This window comes from Selenomonas sputigena, from assembly GCF_026015965.1.
Classification (GTDB): domain Bacteria; phylum Bacillota; class Negativicutes; order Selenomonadales; family Selenomonadaceae; genus Selenomonas.
This window is the reverse complement of the sequence record NZ_CP110383.1, coordinates 827,759-846,177: the sequence shown is the minus strand read 5'-3', so window position 1 is coordinate 846,177 and position 18,419 is coordinate 827,759. Positions and strand designations below refer to the sequence as shown.

Sequence of the window (18,419 nt, the reverse complement as noted above, 5' to 3'; positions counted from 1 at the left end):
TCGCATTCGATTATATCATGATTCCCTCCTAAATGCTACTGTTTTCAGTAGATAACACCGCGAGCAGAAAATTTATCAATGTGTCATCTCTTCGCTCGCGAGCATGGACTCGATGCGTATGCTGCTCAGCATATTGAGGTCGACAAAGGCGCCGTCCATCGTCTGCACGATTGGCAATGCATCGAGCCGCGATTCATCGATGTAGACGATCTTTCCCGTCTCGCCGTTCGTGAGTTTGACCCAGTTGCCGTTCAATGAATTGCAGACGTGGCGGATGAACGGCAGGCCATAAGCCGCATCGAGATGGTTTGCGACAAATTCATCGGACAACGCCGAAAAGACGTCGAAGGGCGAACGCCTCTTGGCGTAGGAGCGTCTCGAAGTCATCGCATCGTAACTGTCGAGAACGGCAAGGATGCGTGCAAAGTCACAGATCTGCTCCTTCTTTACGGCATCCGGATAGCCCGAGCCGTCATTTCGCTCATGATGCTGCAGCACCGCTCCCGCAATCTGCGCATCTGAAGCGAATGCCGAGTTCATGACGAGCGCATGACCGAGGCGCGTGTGCTTCTGCATGAGCATGCGATCCTCCTTCGTATAGCTGCCCACCTTTTTAAGAAACCCCGGTGCTATGCGTGTGGAGCCAATATCAAGAAGGAGAGCCGCCATGACGAGACGCAGCCGATCGCGCTGCAACATCTTTAGCCATTGCCCCATGAGGCCTGCGAGAATGGCGACGCGCACGCTGTGATGAAGCGCGTAGTCGCCCTTCATCCTCACATTGTAAATGTGCGTCATCGCCTTGGCGCTTGAGCAAAGCGGCAGAACCTGCTGCGCGAGGATCTCCACCGCCGCCTTGTCGATGTGCCCGCTCGTGCGCGTCGTTTCGTAAAGCATCGAGAGATTGAGCCAAAGATCCTTGTACTGGCTCACATAAGCGGCCTCAAGAGAGGCGTCCTTTTGGGGGGCAATCCCCGTCTGCACGACAGAACGGGCAGCCCTCCGACGAATCACAGGTTTCACGGCAACGGTGTCCGCCACCTCTCGCATGAATTCCGCCAAGGCGGCGTCCTTGTCAGGAGAAGACGCTTCAGGCATGACGTTCAGCGTGGGCAAGGGAACTCTCTCGGACTTTGCCTGCGAGCCGCCCAAGGCCGCCGCCACATCCGCCAGAGCGGTTTTCACATTGTCAACCTGATGCCCAAGGGGCACAGGCGCGATATCGTCACGTACATGAACGAAGTATACGTCGCGGCTTTCCAGCAAAGAAATCATCTGACGATCAAGAACCGTCCCTTCCGACAAAATGACCGTCATATCCTCTTCAGAAATACCTCTGCCAATAACCATTCCTTCCTGCAACTGACTTACCGGATACTTTTTCAGCTTCACGATAAATTCATCCCTTCTTCGCACCTCACTAGTTTGTTTATCCTATTATAACATCACATAGGACTAACCGCCATACTTTTTTCAAATTTTATTTTTTTCTTATCTAAGATCCGTTTTCCTTCATAAAAAGCAAAAAGATGGGAGGCATCCGCCTCCCATCTTTTTTGCTTTTTTCCTCAAAGCGTCTTGAACGTGAACTCGCCGCCTTCTGCGCCGATCTCGACGACATCTCCTTCCTTCGCTTCGCCCTTGATGATCTCCTTCGACAGTGCCGTTTCCACCTTGTGCGAAATCAAGCGGCGCAGCGGACGCGCGCCGAAGTTCGGCTCGAATCCCTGATTCGCCAGCAACTCCAAGGCGTCCTCCGTCCACGAGAGCGTGATGCCCACCTGGTGCTGGAGACGCTTAGAAAGGCTCTCCAGCAGGAGCTTGGCGATCGCCTTGACCTGCTCACGCGCGAGACCCTTGAACACGACGATATCATCGACACGGTTCAAAAACTCAGGACGGAAGTACTCTTTCAAAAGCTCCTTGACTGCCGTCTGCGCTTCCTCGAAGTCCTTGTTAAGAATCTCGTGCGATCCAAGGTTGCTCGTCATGATGATGACGGTGTTCTTGAAGTTCACGACGCGCCCCTTGCCATCCGTCAGGCGGCCATCGTCCAGAATCTGAAGGAGCACGTTGAACACGTCGCGATGCGCCTTCTCGATCTCGTCGAGCAAGATGACGCTGTAGGGACGACGGCGCACGGCTTCTGTGAGCTGTCCGCCCTCCTCGTAGCCGACGTAGCCCGGAGGCGCTCCGATGAGCCTCGCCACGGAATGCTTCTCCATGTACTCCGACATGTCGATGCGGATCATGCTGCGCTCATCGTCGAAAAGCGCCTCCGCCAAAGTCTTCGCCAGTTCCGTCTTGCCGACACCCGTCGGGCCGAGGAAAATGAACGAGCCGATCGGGCGGTTCGGATCTTTGATGCCCGCACGCGCCCGCAAGATTGCCTCGCTGACGACGCGCACAGCCTCGTCCTGTCCGACGACGCGCTCATGCAATACATCTTCGAGGCGCAAGAGTTTTTCGCGCTCGCCCGTGAGCATCTTCGAGACGGGGATGCCCGTCCAGCGACTCACGACTTCGGCGATGTCCTCCTCGCTGACCTCCTCCTTGAGCAGATGATCGTCCTCCGCCTTCTTCGCCAAGGCATCCTCCTCTTCCTTAAGCTGCTTCTCCAAGGTCGGCAACTTGCCGTAGCGAAGCTCGGACAGGCGGCTCAAGTCGTAGTCGCGCTCGGCAAGTTCCATCTCGTTTTTGACCTGATCGATCTCCTTCTTGACGGCACGCACGCGCAGGATCGCCTGCTTCTCCGCCTCCCACTTGTCCTTGAGTTCCTTTTCCTTCTTCTGCAGTTCCTCCTTCTCCTCGGTTACATGCGCGAGCTTTTCCTTCGAGGCGTCGTCCGTCTCCTTCTTCAGCGCCTGCTCGGCAATCTCAAGCTGCATGATCTTGCGCCGCGCCTCATCCAGCGGCTGCGGCATCGACTCGATTTCCGTACGCAGCTTTGCCGCTGCCTCATCCACAAGGTCGATCGCCTTGTCGGGCAGGAACCTGTCCGAAATGTAACGGTCAGAAAGCGTCGCCGCCGCCAGGAGCGCATTGTCGCGGATGCGCACACCGTGATGCACCTCGTAGCGCTCCTTGATGCCGCGCAGGATCGAAATCGTGTCCTCGACCGTCGGCTCACTGACCATGACCGGCTGGAAGCGGCGCTCAAGAGCCGCATCCTTCTCGATGTACTTGCGGTACTCGCTCAAGGTCGTCGCGCCGATGCAGCGCAGTTCGCCGCGCGCGAGCATCGGCTTCAACAAATTGCCCGCGTCCATCGCACCCTCGGCTGCGCCCGCGCCGACGACCGTATGCACCTCGTCGATGAAGAGCAGGATCTGACCGTCCGACTTCGCGATCTCGTTCAAGACGGCCTTCAAGCGTTCCTCGAATTCGCCACGGAACTTTGCGCCCGCAACGAGAGAACCCATGTCGAGCGAGTAGAGTGTCTTGTTCTTCAGCGATTCAGGCACGTCACCCGCCACGATGCGACGCGCAAGCCCCTCAACAATCGCCGTCTTGCCGACGCCCGGCTCGCCAATGAGCACAGGATTGTTCTTCGTGCGGCGCGTCAGGATCTCAATCGTACGGCGAATCTCCTCATCGCGGCCGATCACGGGATCGATCTTGCCCTTCTTCGCCGCATCCGTGAGATCGCGCCCGTACTTTTCGAGCGACTTGTAGCCCTCCTCAGGATTGCCGCTCGTGACGTTCTGCTTGCGGTTCTTCTTGACGGCATTCATGACGCTGCTCTTCGTAAGCCCGAACTGGCGGCAGATCTCCTGCACCTCATTGCTGCCGTCAGCGGCAACGCCGAGCAGCAGATGTTCCGTACTGATGTAGTCGTCCTTCATGCTCTTTGCATATTCCTGCGCTCTGCCAATGACGCGCACCATGTCCATGCCCATCGTCAGACGATCCTGCCCCTTGACGCTTGGCAGTTTGCTAAGCTCCTGTTCCAGCCGCGCGCGCAGCATCGCCTGATCCGTGTCGCAGTCCTCGAAGATCGTTGCAAGCAGTCCCTCCGGCTCCTGCACGAGCGCATAGAGCAGATGCGCCGACGTGATTTCCTGCTGATAGCGCATGGCCGCCGCCTGCTGCGCCGTCTGCATCGCCGCTAAAGCTTTCTCCGTATATCTTTCTTCACCCATAATTTCTTCCTCCTATATATCAATGATGATTTCCTAAGAAAGTACAAGGCGTCTTTCACCTCGCCTCGTTATTTCTTATTATAACGCTAAAAGTCAAAAAGTCAAATAATTTTTGACCTTTTGATCAATTATTTTCGAGAGAATATAAAGTCGGTCAGACTTTATGTCGGGTACGGTTTATGATATAGTAAAGACAGGAATTTTGCTCTTCACAGCATACAACTATAGGAGATTCTTGATGAACATCACTTTCTATCAGAAAGAGGACGGCTCTGAGCCTGCAAAAGAATTTCTACTCTCTTTAGAACCAAACATGCGAGCGAAAGTCGCCCGTACCGTAGACCAACTGCGAGCAAAAGGTCATAATCTCCGTGCCCCGGCATCAAAAAGTCTGGGCGATGGAATCTTTGAGCTGCGAACGATTCTAGGCAATAATACGACACGCATCCTCTACTTCTTTTTTATCGGAAACACCGCCGTTCTAACAAATGGCTTTGCTAAAAAAACACAGAAAACGCCATTGCATGAACTTGAACGAGCAAAACGATATCGTGATGACTATAAAAGGAGGAATCCCTAATGACAACTTGGGAAGAATTTCTTGAAGAACAGCTCAAAGACCCAGCCTTCAAACGTGAATACGATGCACTCGAAGGCTGGTATCAGGAGCAGCTTGCACGACAGGACGCACTCGCCCATACCGAAAAGCCCACGGCTTCGAACGCTCCGCACCCACCGCGCAAGAGCCGAACTGTCATTCCCGTATAGTCCGAACACACGCGAGGAATCCATATGCTGAACACACTTCTCCTCATAGCCCTCGGCCTCCTCACCGCCCTCTTCATTCTGCAGATGCGCCGCTCGCTCAAGCGTTCGACGCTCGTCAACTCGCTCATCAACGAGTACATCGACCGGCCTAACGATCCTGCGCTCATCGACACGATCTATGCCTACTGCACATCGGACTGGCGGCTGCGGCGCATCATGAAAAGATACAACGGTACACGCACGGACATTGAGACGCTTTTCCAGAAGCTCCTCGTCTGGGCGAACTTCAGAAAGGGACGGCGCTTTGTCCCCATCTCTGCCTTCTTCTTTGCCGGCTCCCTCGCCTACCTGCTGCGCAACAAGGACGCCGAACCAAAGAAGCTCGCGATGCGGATGATGAATTTCTTCCACATTTAAGGGAAACCGCAAATCTCGGCCGCGCAAGACCGATAATTTCCCGTTTCCACAATTGACGCAAGAACGCCGCTCGGCAAGCCGAGCGGCGTTCTTTTATTGAAAGGAGATGTGTTAGGCTTCTTACTTGGCTTCGAGCATATCCCACGACTCATTCGCACGCTCGACAAAGAGACTGCGAATCGCCTTGTTCTCACCAAGACCATGAATGTAGGTGTTGACCTTGAAGCCAGCCTTCATGAGAACGGACTTGTGCGAATCCGGGTCATCGCCCGCCATGTCGTTGTTCGCATGATCGCCGGCGACCATCATCATCGGCATGAGCGTGACGGACTTGATGCCCTTCGCCTTAAGCTCGGGGATAATGTCCTCAAGGCTCGGCCAGCCCTCGACCGTATAGATGAACGTATTCTTGAGCTGCATCTTGTTGATGCCATCCTGAATTACGGCATAATAAGCGTTTGCCGGATGCGGCGTGCCATGCGCCATGACGAGGACGGCTTCATCGTCAGCAACCTCGGGGAACTGCGTCGAAAGCGCCTTCAGAGCAGATTCGACGTCATCGCGCTGCTTTTCCTGCCCCTGCCAGTAGATGAGCGACGTGCCGAGCGTCATCTTCTTGAAGTTGCCCTTGTACTCATTGAAGATCGCCTTGTCATAGGCATATTCCATGCCCGGAATGACATCGAGCGAGCACAGCGCAATGCGCGTATAGCCGTCCTTCTTGAGCTGCTGCAGCGCCGCCTCCGGTGTTGGAATATCGAGACCTTCCTTCGCCTTGATGCGGTCTACGATGATATGCGAAGTAAATGCCAGCTCAACCTTCACGTTCGGATGAGCCGCCTGAATCGCCTTGACCGTCGCCTCGATCGTCTTTTCGCGCGAATCCTTGAAGGTCGTGCCAAAGCTCATGACGAGGATGGCGTCCTTGTTCGGGAGATTCTGCATCTTGGGGTTTTCATACTTCAAGACGCCGATTTCCGACGCCTCAAGGAGAGCCGGCGTCGCATCCTTGACTTCGGGATTCAGCATGTAGGAAGCGTCGGCGGAGGGTGCGCTCAAAGCGAAAACAGCGCCGCACGCGAGCGACATGGCTAGCATTTTCTTGAAATTCTTCTTCATTCAATATCTCTCCTTTGAATCTTGAAAAATAAGGCTTCAGGAAACGACCCCCGAAGGATGTTCCCTAGAAGAATTATGGCAGACCTCGCGCTCGATGTCAAGGCATAGAGACGTAAAGCCAGTCTTTGAAAAAGGAAGCTCCGTGTCTCCACACACGGAGCTGCTGCAGAGCAGCAAAAGAGAACTGGATCGGAAATAATATATGAGCAATGCTTTCCCCTGTAGCCCAAGCCGCAGGGAAAACTCTCCGCCGAAATTGATCCCCTTTGCCCGCGAAGGGGAAGGGGTTTCGGAGGGGAGGCACTACAAAAGAAAACCCGGCCTTCAGCCGGGATTCATTGCGTTGCGCAATAATCCCCTTCCCCATCACTCGCAGGTCAAACGGTGATTGTCAGCTAGGCAGTTCTCCTGGCTCCAGGTCATCGCTCCTCTGCGCCTTCCCAAGGAAAACTCCCCAGTGACATCATGCAGATTCGCTCGCTGTTACAGTGGCGGGACCGCTCCGGCATTGACCGGATTCCCTATTAAGTCTTGCGACACCTAACCCAATCGATATGAAGTTTTTATGTTCTCATGAACTTCATGTATTATGGTAGCACTACGCGCGTCCCTTGTCAACACCTTTTATGAAAAATATCCATAAAGCCTTCATGCGAGAGGGTCGCAGCACATGCCGCCCTCTCGCCGCTCATATCACATAAAACCACGGAGCTTCTCCCTCGAAATCGACCTGTTCCAATTCGTCGCGTGACTTGTCGTAGCGCAGTTCCTGATTCTTCACGCTGATCTGCGTGCCCGGCGCGACGGACTTCGTGATGAAGGCGTTGCCGCCGATGATTGCCCCCCTGCCGATGACGGTCTTGCCGCCGAGGATCGAGGCGCCCGAATAGATCGTCACATGATCCTCGATCGTCGGGTGGCGCTTCTTGTCCTTCAGGGAGCGGCCGCCCTTTGTCGAGAGCGCCCCCAAGGTCACGCCCTGATATATCTTCACATGCTCGCCGATCTCTGTCGTCTCGCCGATGACGACGCCCGTCGCATGATCGATGAAGAAGCTCCTGCCGATCGTCGCGCCTGGATGGATGTCGACGCCCGTGCGGCTGTGCGCGTGCTCCGACATGATGCGCGGGATCACGGGCACGCCGAGCACATGAAGCTCATGCGCGAGGCGATGCACGCAGATCGCGTAAAGACCCGGATAGGAGTAGATGATCTCGGCCTCGCTCGACGCTGCGGGATCGCCCTCGAACGTCGCATGAACGTCCAGTTCGATGTAGGAGCGAATCTTCGGTATGGCACGAAAGAAGGCGAGCGTGATCTCCTGCGCACGATCAGCAATGACCTCTTCCGACTGCATAGACGCACATTTGCACGGCAAGGCGATAGCAATCTGCTTATTCAGCAGATAAGCCACATCTTCCATGACCATCGTCATATTATTCTCGACGCTGTAGACACGGTAGTGCTCGTCCTTGAAGTAGCCGGGAAAGACGATGCGCACGAGCTTGTCGAGAATGTCGATGACCGACTTCTTGTCGGGACGACAGAACACATCCATCTTGTCGATGATGCGATCCGTCTTGTAGTCGGCGAGGATGTCGCCGATGACGCCGTGCAAATTTTCCGCTATGATGTCCGCCATTTCTTCACTTCTCTTTCTTTCAGAAAATGCGGCGCATTGCCGCTGTTTCTCTCTTCCCTACGAACAAAGTCTTCCTTCACCTGCCGAGCACGTAGGGCAGGAAGTACATGAGCTGCTTTTTCCACCATTCCCAGCCATAGTCGACGTCCGCCCCCCAGAAGTCAACCCATGCATTTATGCCCCTCTCGTGCAGCACGGAGCGCAGGAGATCCGTCGTGCGACGCGGCTCGTCAAGCCCCTCGCCCTGCCCCGTGCAGAAGACCATCTTCCTCTCGTTGTAAAGCTCGATATAGGGATGTTCGTTCGCCATATTGGGCAGGAAGTCGAGCGGTGAATTGTCGTAGAGCTGTGCATTGAGCCAACCACCGAAAAATGTCTTGGCATCGTAGGAACCGGCAAGCGAGATGAGTCCCGTAAAGAGATCGGGGCGACGCAGGAAGAGGATCGCCGCGTGAGCGCCGCCGAAGCCGCAACCGACGGAGACGGGAAGACGCGTCCAATCACTCAGCGAGCGCACAAAGGGCACGACTTCTTCGGCAACATATTCATAGTAAGCCTCCTGCCGATTGGCACGCCACTCACGATCATCCGCACTGAACCAGCTCTCGGAGTCAATCGTATCGACCGTCACGAGCCGGATCATGCGCCCGTCGAGCCAGCGTGCGAGCGTTTCTGTCACGCCCGCCGCTTCATAGGCATCGGAAAGCATCTCTCGCGGCGGGAAGGCGAGCACGGGCGTGCCGTCTGCCCCATACGTTCGGACAGTCATTTCTTTCTGCAGCCGCTCGCTGTACCAGCGATCCACTCTCGTTTCCATATACATCCCCTCCCCATTGTTCCCTAATCATAACTATACTATACAACGTCTGTCGTGACAAGAAGAAACGGCTGCCGCAAAAATTTGCAGCAGCCGTTTCTATTTTCCTCGCCTACAGTGCAGCGCGCACGAGCAAGAGTCCCGCCCATGCCGCCGCCACACCGAAGGCGACGTTCGCCAGTACATTCCAGAGCACTGAAAGCGCATTCGCGCCCTGCAGCAAGGTCAACGTCTCCATGCTGAAGGACGAGAACGTCGTGAAGCCGCCGAGGAAACCGACGGCGAGCAGAAAGCGCAGGTTCTCAGGCAAAAGCGCGCCGCGCGGCAAAAACGGCAAAACGCCGATAAGAAGCCCCATAAGGAAACTGCCCAACACGTTGACAAAGAGCGTGCCGTAAGGAAATGCCGCCCCGAAGCGCACGGCGAAAAACGAGGTCGCCAAATAGCGGCAGACAGCGCCGAGGCCGCCGCCAAGAAAGACAAAGATATACTGTGCTCCCATCGCTTACGCTCCGTGCGCCTCGCGGACATCGGAGAGATCTTCGAGCGTCTTCTGCTTACTTTCCTTGCCGCAGGCGATGACGACGATCGAGATCAGCACGAATACGGACGCGAACAGAGCGAAGATCGTCCCAATGCCGACGGAGCCGGCGAGCAGCACGCCGACGAGCATCGGCGCGATCATGCCGCCGATGCGTCCAAAGCCCGCCGCCCAGCCGCTGCCGAGCGCGCGCATCGCCGTCGGGTACTGCTCGGGCGTGTAGGTGTAGATGACGCCCCATGCACCGAGGTTGAAGAAGCTCATACCCGCGCCCCAGGCGAGAAGCGCCGACGACGATTCGGCAGCGCCGAAGAAGTAGCTGCAAACGCCCGACAAGAGCAGAAATGCGGACAATGTATACTTGCGTCCGATGACTTCCACGAGCCACGCGGCAGCAAGATAGCCGGGCAGCTGCGCGAGCGTCATCATCAGCACATACTCGAAGGTCTTGACGACGGCGAAGCCCTGCGCATAGACGAGCGACGGCAGCCACATGAAGATGCCGTAGTAGCTGAAGACGATGCCGAACCACGTCAGCCAGAGCATCGCCGTGCGCAGACGGAAGCCCTTTTGCCACAGAGCGGCAAATCCCGTCTCTCTGCCGCTCTCTCTCGGCAATAGTTCATCTGCCGTAAACGGACGGTTTGCAAGGCCGAGCTTTTCCTCCAGATGGCAGACGATTTCCTTCGCCTCCTCGACGCGCCCCTTCGCGAGCAGGTAGCGAACGGATTCCGGCAGGTGCAGGCGGATGAGGAACACATAGAGTGCAGGCAGAGCGCCGAGGAGGAACGCGAGCTTCCAGCCGAACGTCGGAATGAAGAGATACGAGATGCAGGCGGCGACGAGCCAGCCGACGCCCCAGAAGCTCTCAAGAAGGACGATGAAACGTCCGCGCAACCGCGTCGGCGCATACTCGGTCATGAGCGTGACGGCGACGGGCAGTTCGCCGCCGAGGCCAAAGCCGACGAGGAAACGGAAGACGAGCAGCGATTCATAGCTCCAAGCCAGGGCGCAAAGCCCCGTCGATACACTGTAGAGCAGAACCGTCGCAGTGAAGACCTTCTTTCGCCCCCAACGATCAGCCAGAGATCCTGCCACGACCGCACCGAGCGCCATGCCGATAAGTCCCACGGAGCCGATCCAGCCCGCCTGCGCGGGACTCAGCCCCCAATCCTTGACCAAGAGCGGCAGAACGAAGGCGATCAGCCCCGTATCCATCGCATCAAAGAGCCATCCCAGACCTGTGACAAGGAGCATCTTGTAGTGAAAAGAGCCAATGGGCAATTCTTCCAAACGACGCAGCATAAACATCCACTTCCTTTGAAAATAAAATTATATCTTCTCCGCCCCGAACAAAGGACGTCGCCTTTTATTGTACCACCTATGCGCCGCAGGTCAAGCCTTCCCTACAGAACGCGAAGAAGCGCCATCGCGAACGACGGCGCTTCTTCTAAGACAGGCGCATCTTGAAATCCTCGTAGCCGAAGCGGCGCACGACCTGCCATGCGCCCGTTTCATCGACGGCGATGATCGCGGGCAGCGGCATACCGTTAAACGTGTTGTTCTTCACCATCGTATAGATCGCCATGTCGCCGAAGACGATGCGGCGGGAGGCAGCAAGCGGCGCATCGAACGAGTATGTGCCGATCGTATCGCCCGCAAGGCACGTCGGCCCCGCAAAGGTATAGGTGAAGGGCTTCCCCCCTGCCTCGCCCGCACCGAGAACGGGCGGGCGGTACGGCATCTCGATGACATCGGGCATGTGACATGCCGCCGACGTGTCGAGAATGGCGACAGGCGTATCGTTTTCAACGATTTCCAGTACCTCGGCGACGAGGAATCCCGCATCGAGCGCGATCGCCTCGCCCGGCTCGATATAGACCTTGAGTCCGTATTTCGTTTGCATACGCATAATGCACCGTTTCAGCAGGTCGATGTCGTAGCCCTCGCGCGTGATATGGTGTCCGCCGCCAAAGTTGATCCACTCCAGCTGCGGCAGCCATGCGCCGAACTTCTCCTCAACGGCTTCGAGCGTCTCCGCCAGCGGCTCCGCCCCTTGCTCGCAAAGCGTATGAAAGTGCAGCCCCGTCAGCCCTTCCATCTTGTCGGGGCGAAAATCACCGAGCTTGACGCCGAGACGCGAGCCAGCCGAGCATGGGTCATAGATCGCGTGCTCCTGCGTCGAATGCTCGGGATTGATGCGCAAGCCGCACGCGCAGCCGTGCTTCAAGGCAAACTCGCCGTACTTTTCCCACTGGGCGAAGGAGTTGAATACGATGTGATCGGCAATCTTGACGATCTCCGCCATGTCCGCCTCCTTGAACGCCGGCGAAAAGACATGGTTCTCCTTGCCCTTCATCTCCTCATATGCGAGACGTGCCTCAAAGAGGCCGCTCGCCGCCGAACCTGCGAGGTATTCGGCAATGAGCGGATAGAAGTGAAACATCGAAAACGCCTTCTGTGCCAGAAGCACATGTGCGCCCGTCTCCTGCTGCAAGTCGCGCAGCACGGTGAGATTCCTGCGCAGAAGCTCCTCCATGACGACGTAGGCGGGCGTCGGCACGGCATGGAAAATTTCTGCGTATTTCTCGAATTTCCCGAAAGCCTCGCCCATCAATCGACAAGCTCCGGCGTGAAGCTCTCCTGCCACGGCAAGCCCCAGCGATTCAGCGCATCCATGAACGGATCGGGATCGAACTGCTCGATGTTATAGACGCCCGCGCCCTTCCATGTGCCGTTCATCACGAGCATCGCGCCGATCATCGCGGGCACGCCCGTCGTGTAGGAAACGGCCTGCGAGCCGACTTCCTTGTAGCACGCTTCGTGATCGCAGACGTTGTAGAGATAGTACGTCTTTTCCTTGCCGTCCTTCTTGCCGCGGAAGATGCAGCCGATGTTCGTCTTTCCCTTCGTCCTCGGACCAAGGCTCGCGGGATCGGGCAGAACCGCCTTGAGGAACTGCAGCGGAATGATCTTCTTGCCCTCGAACTCTATCGGCTCGATCGAAGTCATGCCGACGTTTTCCAGGCACTTGAGGTGGCGCAGGTAACTCTCGCCGAACGTCATGAAGAAGCGGATGCGGCGGATGCCGGGGATGTGGATCGCGAGCGACTCCAGCTCCTCGTGATGCAAGAGGTACATGTCCTTCTCGCCGACCTCGGGGAAGTTGTAGACGCGCTTGATCTCCATCGGCTCCGTCTCGACCCACTTGCCGTTTTCCCAATAGCTTCCCTTCGCCGAAACCTCGCGGATGTTGATCTCAGGGTTGAAGTTCGTTGCAAACGGATAGCCGTGATCGCCCGCGTTGCAGTCAAGAATGTCGATGTAGTTGATCTCGTCGAAATGATGCTTCAAGGCGTAAGCGGAAAAGACGCCCGTGACGCCCGGGTCGAAGCCCGAGCCGAGCAGCGCTGTGATGCCGGCTTCCTTGAAGCGATCATTGTACTCCCACTGCCATTTGTATTCAAACTTCGCCGTGTCCTCTGGCTCGTAGTTCGCCGTATCGACGTAATGCGTCTTCGTCGCAAGGCACGCGTCCATGATTGTCAGATCCTGGTACGGCAATGCAAGATTCAAGACGACATCGGGCTTCTCCCGCTCAATTAGGGCGATGAGCTCGTCCGTCTTGTCCGCATCCACCTGCGCCGTCGTGATTTTCGTCTTGCCGCCCGCGAGCTTTTCCTTCAATGCGTCGCACTTCGCCTTCGTGCGGCTCGCAATGCAGATTTCCTCAAAGGCGTCGCTGTTCTGGCAGCACTTGTGCACGGCGACGCTTGCGACGCCGCCCGCGCCGATGATCAAAGCCTTTCCCATGATTTTCCTCCTGTCGTCAACTCAAGGGCGTTCGCCGCCCGCATCAAACCATCTCTGCTCCGCGAATTGCCGGCTCTTCCCAAGCGAGAAGCATCTCTCGGAGGAGCTTCAAGGCCACCGCCGTCGATGCGCCGCTCGCATCGTAGTGCGGTGACAGTTCGACCATGTCGCAACCGACGATGCGGTCGAGCCGCAGCGTCTTTCGGAGCGCACGAAGAAGATCGAGGAAGCTCACGCCGCCCGGCTCGGGCGTGCCCGTGCCGGGAAAAACACTCGGATCGAGCACATCGAGATCGAGCGTCAAGTACACGGGCTTTCCCATGAGTTCAGAGAGACTCCATTCAAGCCCCGTGAAATCGAAGCGCTGCAAATGCGTGTGCTCCTTCGCCCAGAGGAACTCCGCGCGCTCGCCGCTCCGTATGCCGAACTGATAAATGCGCCCATCACCTAGGATGTCCCAGGCGCGGCGCATGACCGTCGCGTGCGAGAGCTTCGCACCCAAGTAATCATCGCGCAGATCCGTATGCGCATCGAAATGCACGATATGGAGATCTTTGTAGCGCTCAGCGAGCGCACGCACGACGGGAAGCGTCACGAGATGCTCGCCGCCGATCATGAAGGGCTTCTTGCCATCGGCGAGCAAGTCCCGCGCAAAGTCCTCGATCTGCCCTAAAGCGCGAGCCGTATCGCCAAAGCAAAGCTCCAAGTCGCCGCCGTCAAAGACGTGCGCCTCCTCCATATCAAGGTCGAGATATGGGCTGTACGTCTCCAATCCATACGACTCGGCACGCATCGTGCGGCTCGCAAAGCGCGTGCCCGGGCGAAACGACGTCGTCGAATCGAAAGGTGCGCCGAAGAGCACGATGCGCGACTCTTCGTATGAAGTCTCGCAGCCAAGAAAAGTTTCTACATTATCTTTCAACATCGCGCAGCATCTCCTCCACATAGGTTGGCAGGGCGAAGGCGCCGATATGCAGCTTCGTATTGTAGTAGCGCGTCTTGATGCCGAGCCGCTTCCAACGCTGCCAATCAACGCCCTCGATGGGCGCACGCTTCTTCGACGCGAAGCCGAAGAGCCAGTGCCCCGACGGATACGTCGGGATATGCGCCTGATAGACGCGGCTGATGGGGAACGACTCGACGATGCGCTTGTGCGCACGCTGCATGGCATAGGCGTCGTCCTTGTAAAAGGGGCTTTCGTGCTGATTGACCATGATGCCGTCCTCGTGCAGAGCTTTGAAGCAGTTACCGTAGAACTCCTTCGTAAAAAGCCCCTCGCCCGGCCCGAAAGGATCGGTCGAATCCACGAGGATCAAATCGTATTCGTCCTCGGGCTGACGGATGAAACGCAGTCCGTCCTCGAAAAAGAAGCGAATGCGCGGATCTGCAAGGCACGCCGCCGTCTGCGGCAAGTGCTCGCGGCATGCCTCGACGACCATCTCGTCGATCTCCACGAGGTCGATGCGCTCGACGCTTTTGTAGCGCAGAAGCTCGCGCACCGTGCCGCCGTCGCCGCCGCCGATGACGAGGATGCGCTTCGCCTCGGGATTGACGCACATCGGCACATGCACGATCATCTCATGGTAGATGAACTCATCCTTCTCCGTCAGCATCATATAGCCGTCGATCGTCAGAAACCGCCCAAACTCCGGCGATTCAAAAATGTCGATACGTTGGAACTCGCTCCTGCCCGAGTAGATTTGCCGATCGACCTTGATGGAAAAGCCCGCATTCTTCGTGTGCTTCTCCGTAAACCAAAGATTCATGCCTCAGTCTCCTTCATCACGTTGAGCCGCCGGATCTCCATATCCTCAGGCCCCGTCAGCGAGCAGCCCTTCTTCTTCGCGTAGCGGATATAATCGAGGATGTCCGCCGTCACAAGCTCGCCCGGTGCGAGGATCGGAATGCCCGGCGGATAGCACATGACGAATTCGCCCGCAACGCGCCCTGCCGTCTCGGCGATGGGAAGCGCCTCCTTCTCAGCGTAGAACGCTTCCTGCGGGCCGCAGACGACCTTCGGGCTGATGTACTCGACCTCCAGCATATTTTTCGGCGGCTTCTTATAGTTGCGGCGAATTTCGGCAAGCGCGGATACGAGACGCTCAATGTCCTTGGGACGGTCGCCGATTGAGACGTAAGCGAGGAGGTTCGCCATGTCGCCGAACTCCGTCTGAATGTCGTACTCGTCGCGCAAGAGATCGTAGACTTCGATGCCCGCAAGCCCCAAAGAGCGCGTGAAGATCGAAAGTTTCGTGACATCGAAATCGAATACGGCGTCGCCGTCGGCAAGTTCCTTCGCATAGGCATAGTAATCGCCGATGGCGTTGATCTCAGAACGCGCATACTCGACGTGACGTATGACCTTGTCAATCGTCTCGCGCCCGCGAATCGCAAGGTTGCGCCGCGAGATGTCGAGGCTTACCATGAGGAGGTACGACGCGCTCGTCGTCTGCGTGAGATTGATGATCTGATGCACATAGCCCTCGTGCACGCGCTCGCCAATCAAGAGGAGCGAGCTTTGCGTCAGAGAGCCGCCCGACTTGTGCATGCTCGCCGACGCCATGTCCGCGCCCGCCGCCATGGCGGAAACGGGCAAATGATCGTGGAAGTAAAAGTGTGTGCCGTGCGCCTCATCGGCGAGGAGCAGCATGCCGTGCGCATGAGCGAGATCGGCGATGGCGCGGATGTTCGAGCATATCCCGTAATACGTCGGATTGTTGACGAAGATCGCCTTCGCGTCCGGATTCTCCTCGATTGCACGCTCGACATCGGCGAGCCTCATGCCGAGCGCGATGCCGAGCCGCCGATCCATCTGTGGATTCACATAGACAGGAACGGCGCCCGAGAGGATCATCGCGTTGATGACGCTTCGATGCACATTGCGCGGCAGGATGATCTTCTCGCCGCGCTTCGCCGCCGTCAGAATCATCGTCTGCACCGAACTCGTCGTGCCGCCGACCATGAAGAATGCGTGTGCCGCACCGAACGCCCGCGCCGCCAACTCCTCCGCCTCGCGAATCACCGATACGGGATGGCAAAGGTTGTCGAGCATCTTCATCGAATTGACGTCGACGGAAAGGCACTTCTCGCCAAGAAAGTCCACAAGCTCCGCGTTGCCGCGTCCGCGCTTGTGCCCCGGCACGTCAAAAGGCACGACGCGCCTGCTCTTGAAGCGCTCCAGAGCTTCAAGAACAGGCGCCCTGTCCTGCGTATAGTAGTCGAATGCTTCCAATCCTTCTTTTTCCTCCCAAAGAGCAAAGCGCGAAGCCTCGCTCAGAATACATTGCTGCCGCTGTAGATTTCAATCATCTCGCGCCGCAGGCTGTTGCTGATCGCGAGCCGCGTCTTCGGCGGTATCTCGTAAATATCCGTATTGAAGAGGTAATTCTGCAGCTCGATTTCCTTGATGAGCATGCGCGTATGGAAAATATTCGCCTGATAGACATTGATGTCCATGGCGTCGTACGTCGCCAAAGTCTCCGACTTGATATACTCTTGAATCGACGACATCTTATCGTCCATGAAGAGCTTCTTTCCCGTCACATCTCGCGTGAAGCCGCGCACGCGGTAATCCATCGTGATAATATCCGAATCGAACTTGCCAATGAGGTAGTCGAGCGTCTTCAAAGGCGTGATCTCGCCGCACGTCGCCACGTCGATGTCGACGCGAAACGTCGCGATGCTCGTCTCGGGATGGAACTCGGGGTATGTATGCACGGTCACATGACTCTTGTCGAGGTGCGCGACGATCTCGTCATTCATCAGCGGCTTCTTGTGCCCTGCTGCATCCTCTTCCGAAATGAGGAAGGTCACGCTCGCACCCTGCGGATCGTAATCCTGCTTCGAGATGCTCAAGACATGTGCGCCGATCATCTCTGTCACGCGCATGAGGATCTTCGTCAATCGCTCTGAGTTGTACTGCGAGTCAATATATTTGATGTAGTCCTGCTGCTCGCGCTGCGATTTCGCATAGCAAATATCGTAGATATTAAAGCTCAAAGACTTCGTCAGATTATTGAACCCGTATAACTTCAGCTTTCCTTCCAACCCGAACGTCCCATCCTTCCCTTGGCTGACAAGAAAAGGCAGACAACGAGCTATCGCTGCGTCACCTGCCGTTCATTTTCGTTTTTGCTAGCTCTGCCTTATTATAATGGAAATTTCGTGCTTTGACAAGACTTCATCACTGCAAGCTGGAGGACAACTCATCCTTTGACGAGCGCTGCGTATTTGGCACGTTCCGCCGCAGGAATCTGCAAAATATCCATCGCCTTTTCCATGGAAAAGTTCAATTTCTCCATCATGCTGCGAATAGAAAGCGCCATCCCTTCGGCTTTTCCTTCGGCTTTTCCTTCGGCTTTTCCTTCAGCCTTGCCCTTGGCAAGACCCTGACGTTCCCCTTCCCTGAAACCCTCTTTCCTTTCCTCCATCATTTTCATCGCGAAAGTCATGTAACTCACCCTCTCTTCGTTCTCTTTCTTGATTCGCCGAATTTCCTCGTCAATTTCCTTTACAAGAGGATTGTCGCATACGATACCGTTCACATAATCGAGAAACGCTTTGACTCCTTCATCCACATCATTCAGCGTACCCTTAGCATTTAAGAAAATTTTTATTGCTCCATCAGAAAGCTCAAGCTTCTTATCCTCCACGCATAGATTGCGAAAAGTGTAGATATGCCTCCCCTTGCTGAAAGGATCAAAAGGACAGATAAAAATGATAACGGTTTTATTCAAGTCGTCATAGTCCGCACCTGCCGCCAAGAGATCGGCATCAATCATTGACTGGTAGTAGCGCGTACGCTTGAAAAGACTTTCCCCTTCAAGCATACGAACCTGCATTTCGATATTGTATACTGTATTAGCATCGTCGCGCACATAGACATCCATGCGAACACCCTTGCCTTGATAGCGTGCGCCCATGGATTTTTCTGTTTCCAGATAATGGATGTCCTTGATTTCCACACGGAGAATTCCTTGCAGCAAGTTCAGGCATATCCGTTTGACGCCCATGATGAGTTTGAACATGTAATCATCTTGAATCGTCAAGTCTTCCCACGGCTTGATGCGGTACATCTTCCTCACTTCCTTATTTGTATTATACTACATTTTGCCGCATTCCGCCAAGAATTGCTGCAGCAACAACCTGCATACAATGTCC

The 18,419-nt window shown here is 56.1% G+C and carries 17 protein-coding genes and 1 riboswitch; of the genes, 3 read left to right on the top strand and 14 right to left on the bottom strand.

The features are described from left to right. Positions 1–75: 75 nt before the first annotated feature. Positions 76–1,392: an HD-GYP domain-containing protein gene (locus OL236_RS04280; protein WP_265071459.1), complete on the bottom strand. Its 1,317-nt coding sequence runs from the start codon at positions 1,390–1,392 to the stop codon at positions 76–78. 176 nt (positions 1,393–1,568) lie between these two features. Then, on the bottom strand, positions 1,569–4,142 hold the full coding sequence (gene clpB, locus OL236_RS04275) for an ATP-dependent chaperone ClpB (RefSeq protein ID WP_265071458.1): 2,574 nt from the start codon (positions 4,140–4,142) through the stop codon (positions 1,569–1,571). Between the two features lie 238 nt (positions 4,143–4,380). Between clpB and OL236_RS04270 the strand changes: the two genes are divergently transcribed. From OL236_RS04270 to OL236_RS04260, 3 genes are read left to right on the top strand one after another with little or no spacing between them, the layout of a single operon-like run. After that, positions 4,381–4,722, top strand: coding sequence for a type II toxin-antitoxin system RelE/ParE family toxin (locus tag OL236_RS04270; RefSeq protein WP_265071457.1), 342 nt, complete (start codon positions 4,381–4,383; stop codon positions 4,720–4,722). After that, complete coding sequence (locus OL236_RS04265) at positions 4,722–4,910, top strand: hypothetical protein (protein WP_009646066.1); 189 nt, start codon at positions 4,722–4,724, stop codon at positions 4,908–4,910. Before OL236_RS04270 ends, OL236_RS04265 begins: the two co-directional genes overlap by 1 nt. A gap of 24 nt (positions 4,911–4,934) precedes the next feature. Further along, a complete protein-coding gene (locus tag OL236_RS04260) occupies positions 4,935–5,327 on the top strand; it encodes a hypothetical protein (RefSeq protein ID WP_265071456.1) in 393 nt (130 codons plus the stop codon). A 120-nt stretch (positions 5,328–5,447) separates the two neighbouring features. Here the strand turns inward: OL236_RS04260 and OL236_RS04255 are convergent, their stop codons facing one another. From OL236_RS04255 to OL236_RS04200, 12 genes are all read right to left on the bottom strand, one after another. Further along, the gene (locus tag OL236_RS04255; protein ID WP_009646039.1) at positions 5,448–6,446 is read right to left on the bottom strand and encodes a sirohydrochlorin cobaltochelatase; all 999 of its coding nucleotides are present in this window, start codon (positions 6,444–6,446) and stop codon (positions 5,448–5,450) included. Positions 6,447–6,826: 380 nt separating this feature from the next. After that, a riboswitch (cobalamin riboswitch) is annotated at positions 6,827–7,005 on the bottom strand. A gap of 129 nt (positions 7,006–7,134) precedes the next feature. Further along, positions 7,135–8,088, bottom strand: coding sequence for a serine O-acetyltransferase (locus tag OL236_RS04250; RefSeq protein WP_265071455.1), 954 nt, complete (start codon positions 8,086–8,088; stop codon positions 7,135–7,137). 76 nt (positions 8,089–8,164) lie between these two features. Further along, on the bottom strand, positions 8,165–8,905 hold the full coding sequence (locus OL236_RS04245; protein WP_009646074.1) for an alpha/beta hydrolase-fold protein: 741 nt from the start codon (positions 8,903–8,905) through the stop codon (positions 8,165–8,167). 112 nt (positions 8,906–9,017) lie between these two features. Then, complete coding sequence (gene crcB, locus OL236_RS04240; RefSeq protein ID WP_265071454.1) at positions 9,018–9,407, bottom strand: fluoride efflux transporter CrcB; 390 nt, start codon at positions 9,405–9,407, stop codon at positions 9,018–9,020. A 3-nt stretch (positions 9,408–9,410) separates the two neighbouring features. Beyond that, positions 9,411–10,757, bottom strand: a complete 1,347-nt coding sequence (locus OL236_RS04235; protein WP_037370052.1) for an MFS transporter — start codon at positions 10,755–10,757, stop codon at positions 9,411–9,413. Between the two features lie 139 nt (positions 10,758–10,896). Next, positions 10,897–12,060, bottom strand: coding sequence for a carboxynorspermidine decarboxylase (nspC, locus tag OL236_RS04230; RefSeq protein WP_265071786.1), 1,164 nt, complete (start codon positions 12,058–12,060; stop codon positions 10,897–10,899). After that, complete coding sequence (locus OL236_RS04225; protein ID WP_265071453.1) at positions 12,060–13,259, bottom strand: saccharopine dehydrogenase family protein; 1,200 nt, start codon at positions 13,257–13,259, stop codon at positions 12,060–12,062. Before OL236_RS04225 ends, nspC begins: the two co-directional genes overlap by 1 nt. A 43-nt stretch (positions 13,260–13,302) precedes the next feature. Next, positions 13,303–14,184 carry an agmatinase gene (gene speB, locus OL236_RS04220; RefSeq protein ID WP_265071452.1) on the bottom strand — a complete coding sequence of 294 codons (882 nt, stop codon included), beginning with the start codon at positions 14,182–14,184 and terminating at the stop codon, positions 13,303–13,305. Beyond that, the gene (gene speE / locus OL236_RS04215) at positions 14,171–15,025 is read right to left on the bottom strand and encodes a polyamine aminopropyltransferase (protein WP_009646027.1); all 855 of its coding nucleotides are present in this window, start codon (positions 15,023–15,025) and stop codon (positions 14,171–14,173) included. Before speE ends, speB begins: the two co-directional genes overlap by 14 nt. Next, complete coding sequence (locus OL236_RS04210) at positions 15,022–16,491, bottom strand: aminotransferase class I/II-fold pyridoxal phosphate-dependent enzyme (RefSeq protein ID WP_009646101.1); 1,470 nt, start codon at positions 16,489–16,491, stop codon at positions 15,022–15,024. Before OL236_RS04210 ends, speE begins: the two co-directional genes overlap by 4 nt. Positions 16,492–16,532: 41 nt before the next feature. Further along, positions 16,533–17,306, bottom strand: coding sequence for an adenosylmethionine decarboxylase (gene speD, locus OL236_RS04205; RefSeq protein WP_265071451.1), 774 nt, complete (start codon positions 17,304–17,306; stop codon positions 16,533–16,535). A 158-nt stretch (positions 17,307–17,464) separates the two neighbouring features. Beyond that, positions 17,465–18,334 (bottom strand): Rpn family recombination-promoting nuclease/putative transposase, encoded by an 870-nt coding sequence (locus tag OL236_RS04200; RefSeq protein WP_265071450.1) that lies wholly within the window; start codon positions 18,332–18,334, stop codon positions 17,465–17,467. Positions 18,335–18,419 lie beyond the last annotated feature (85 nt).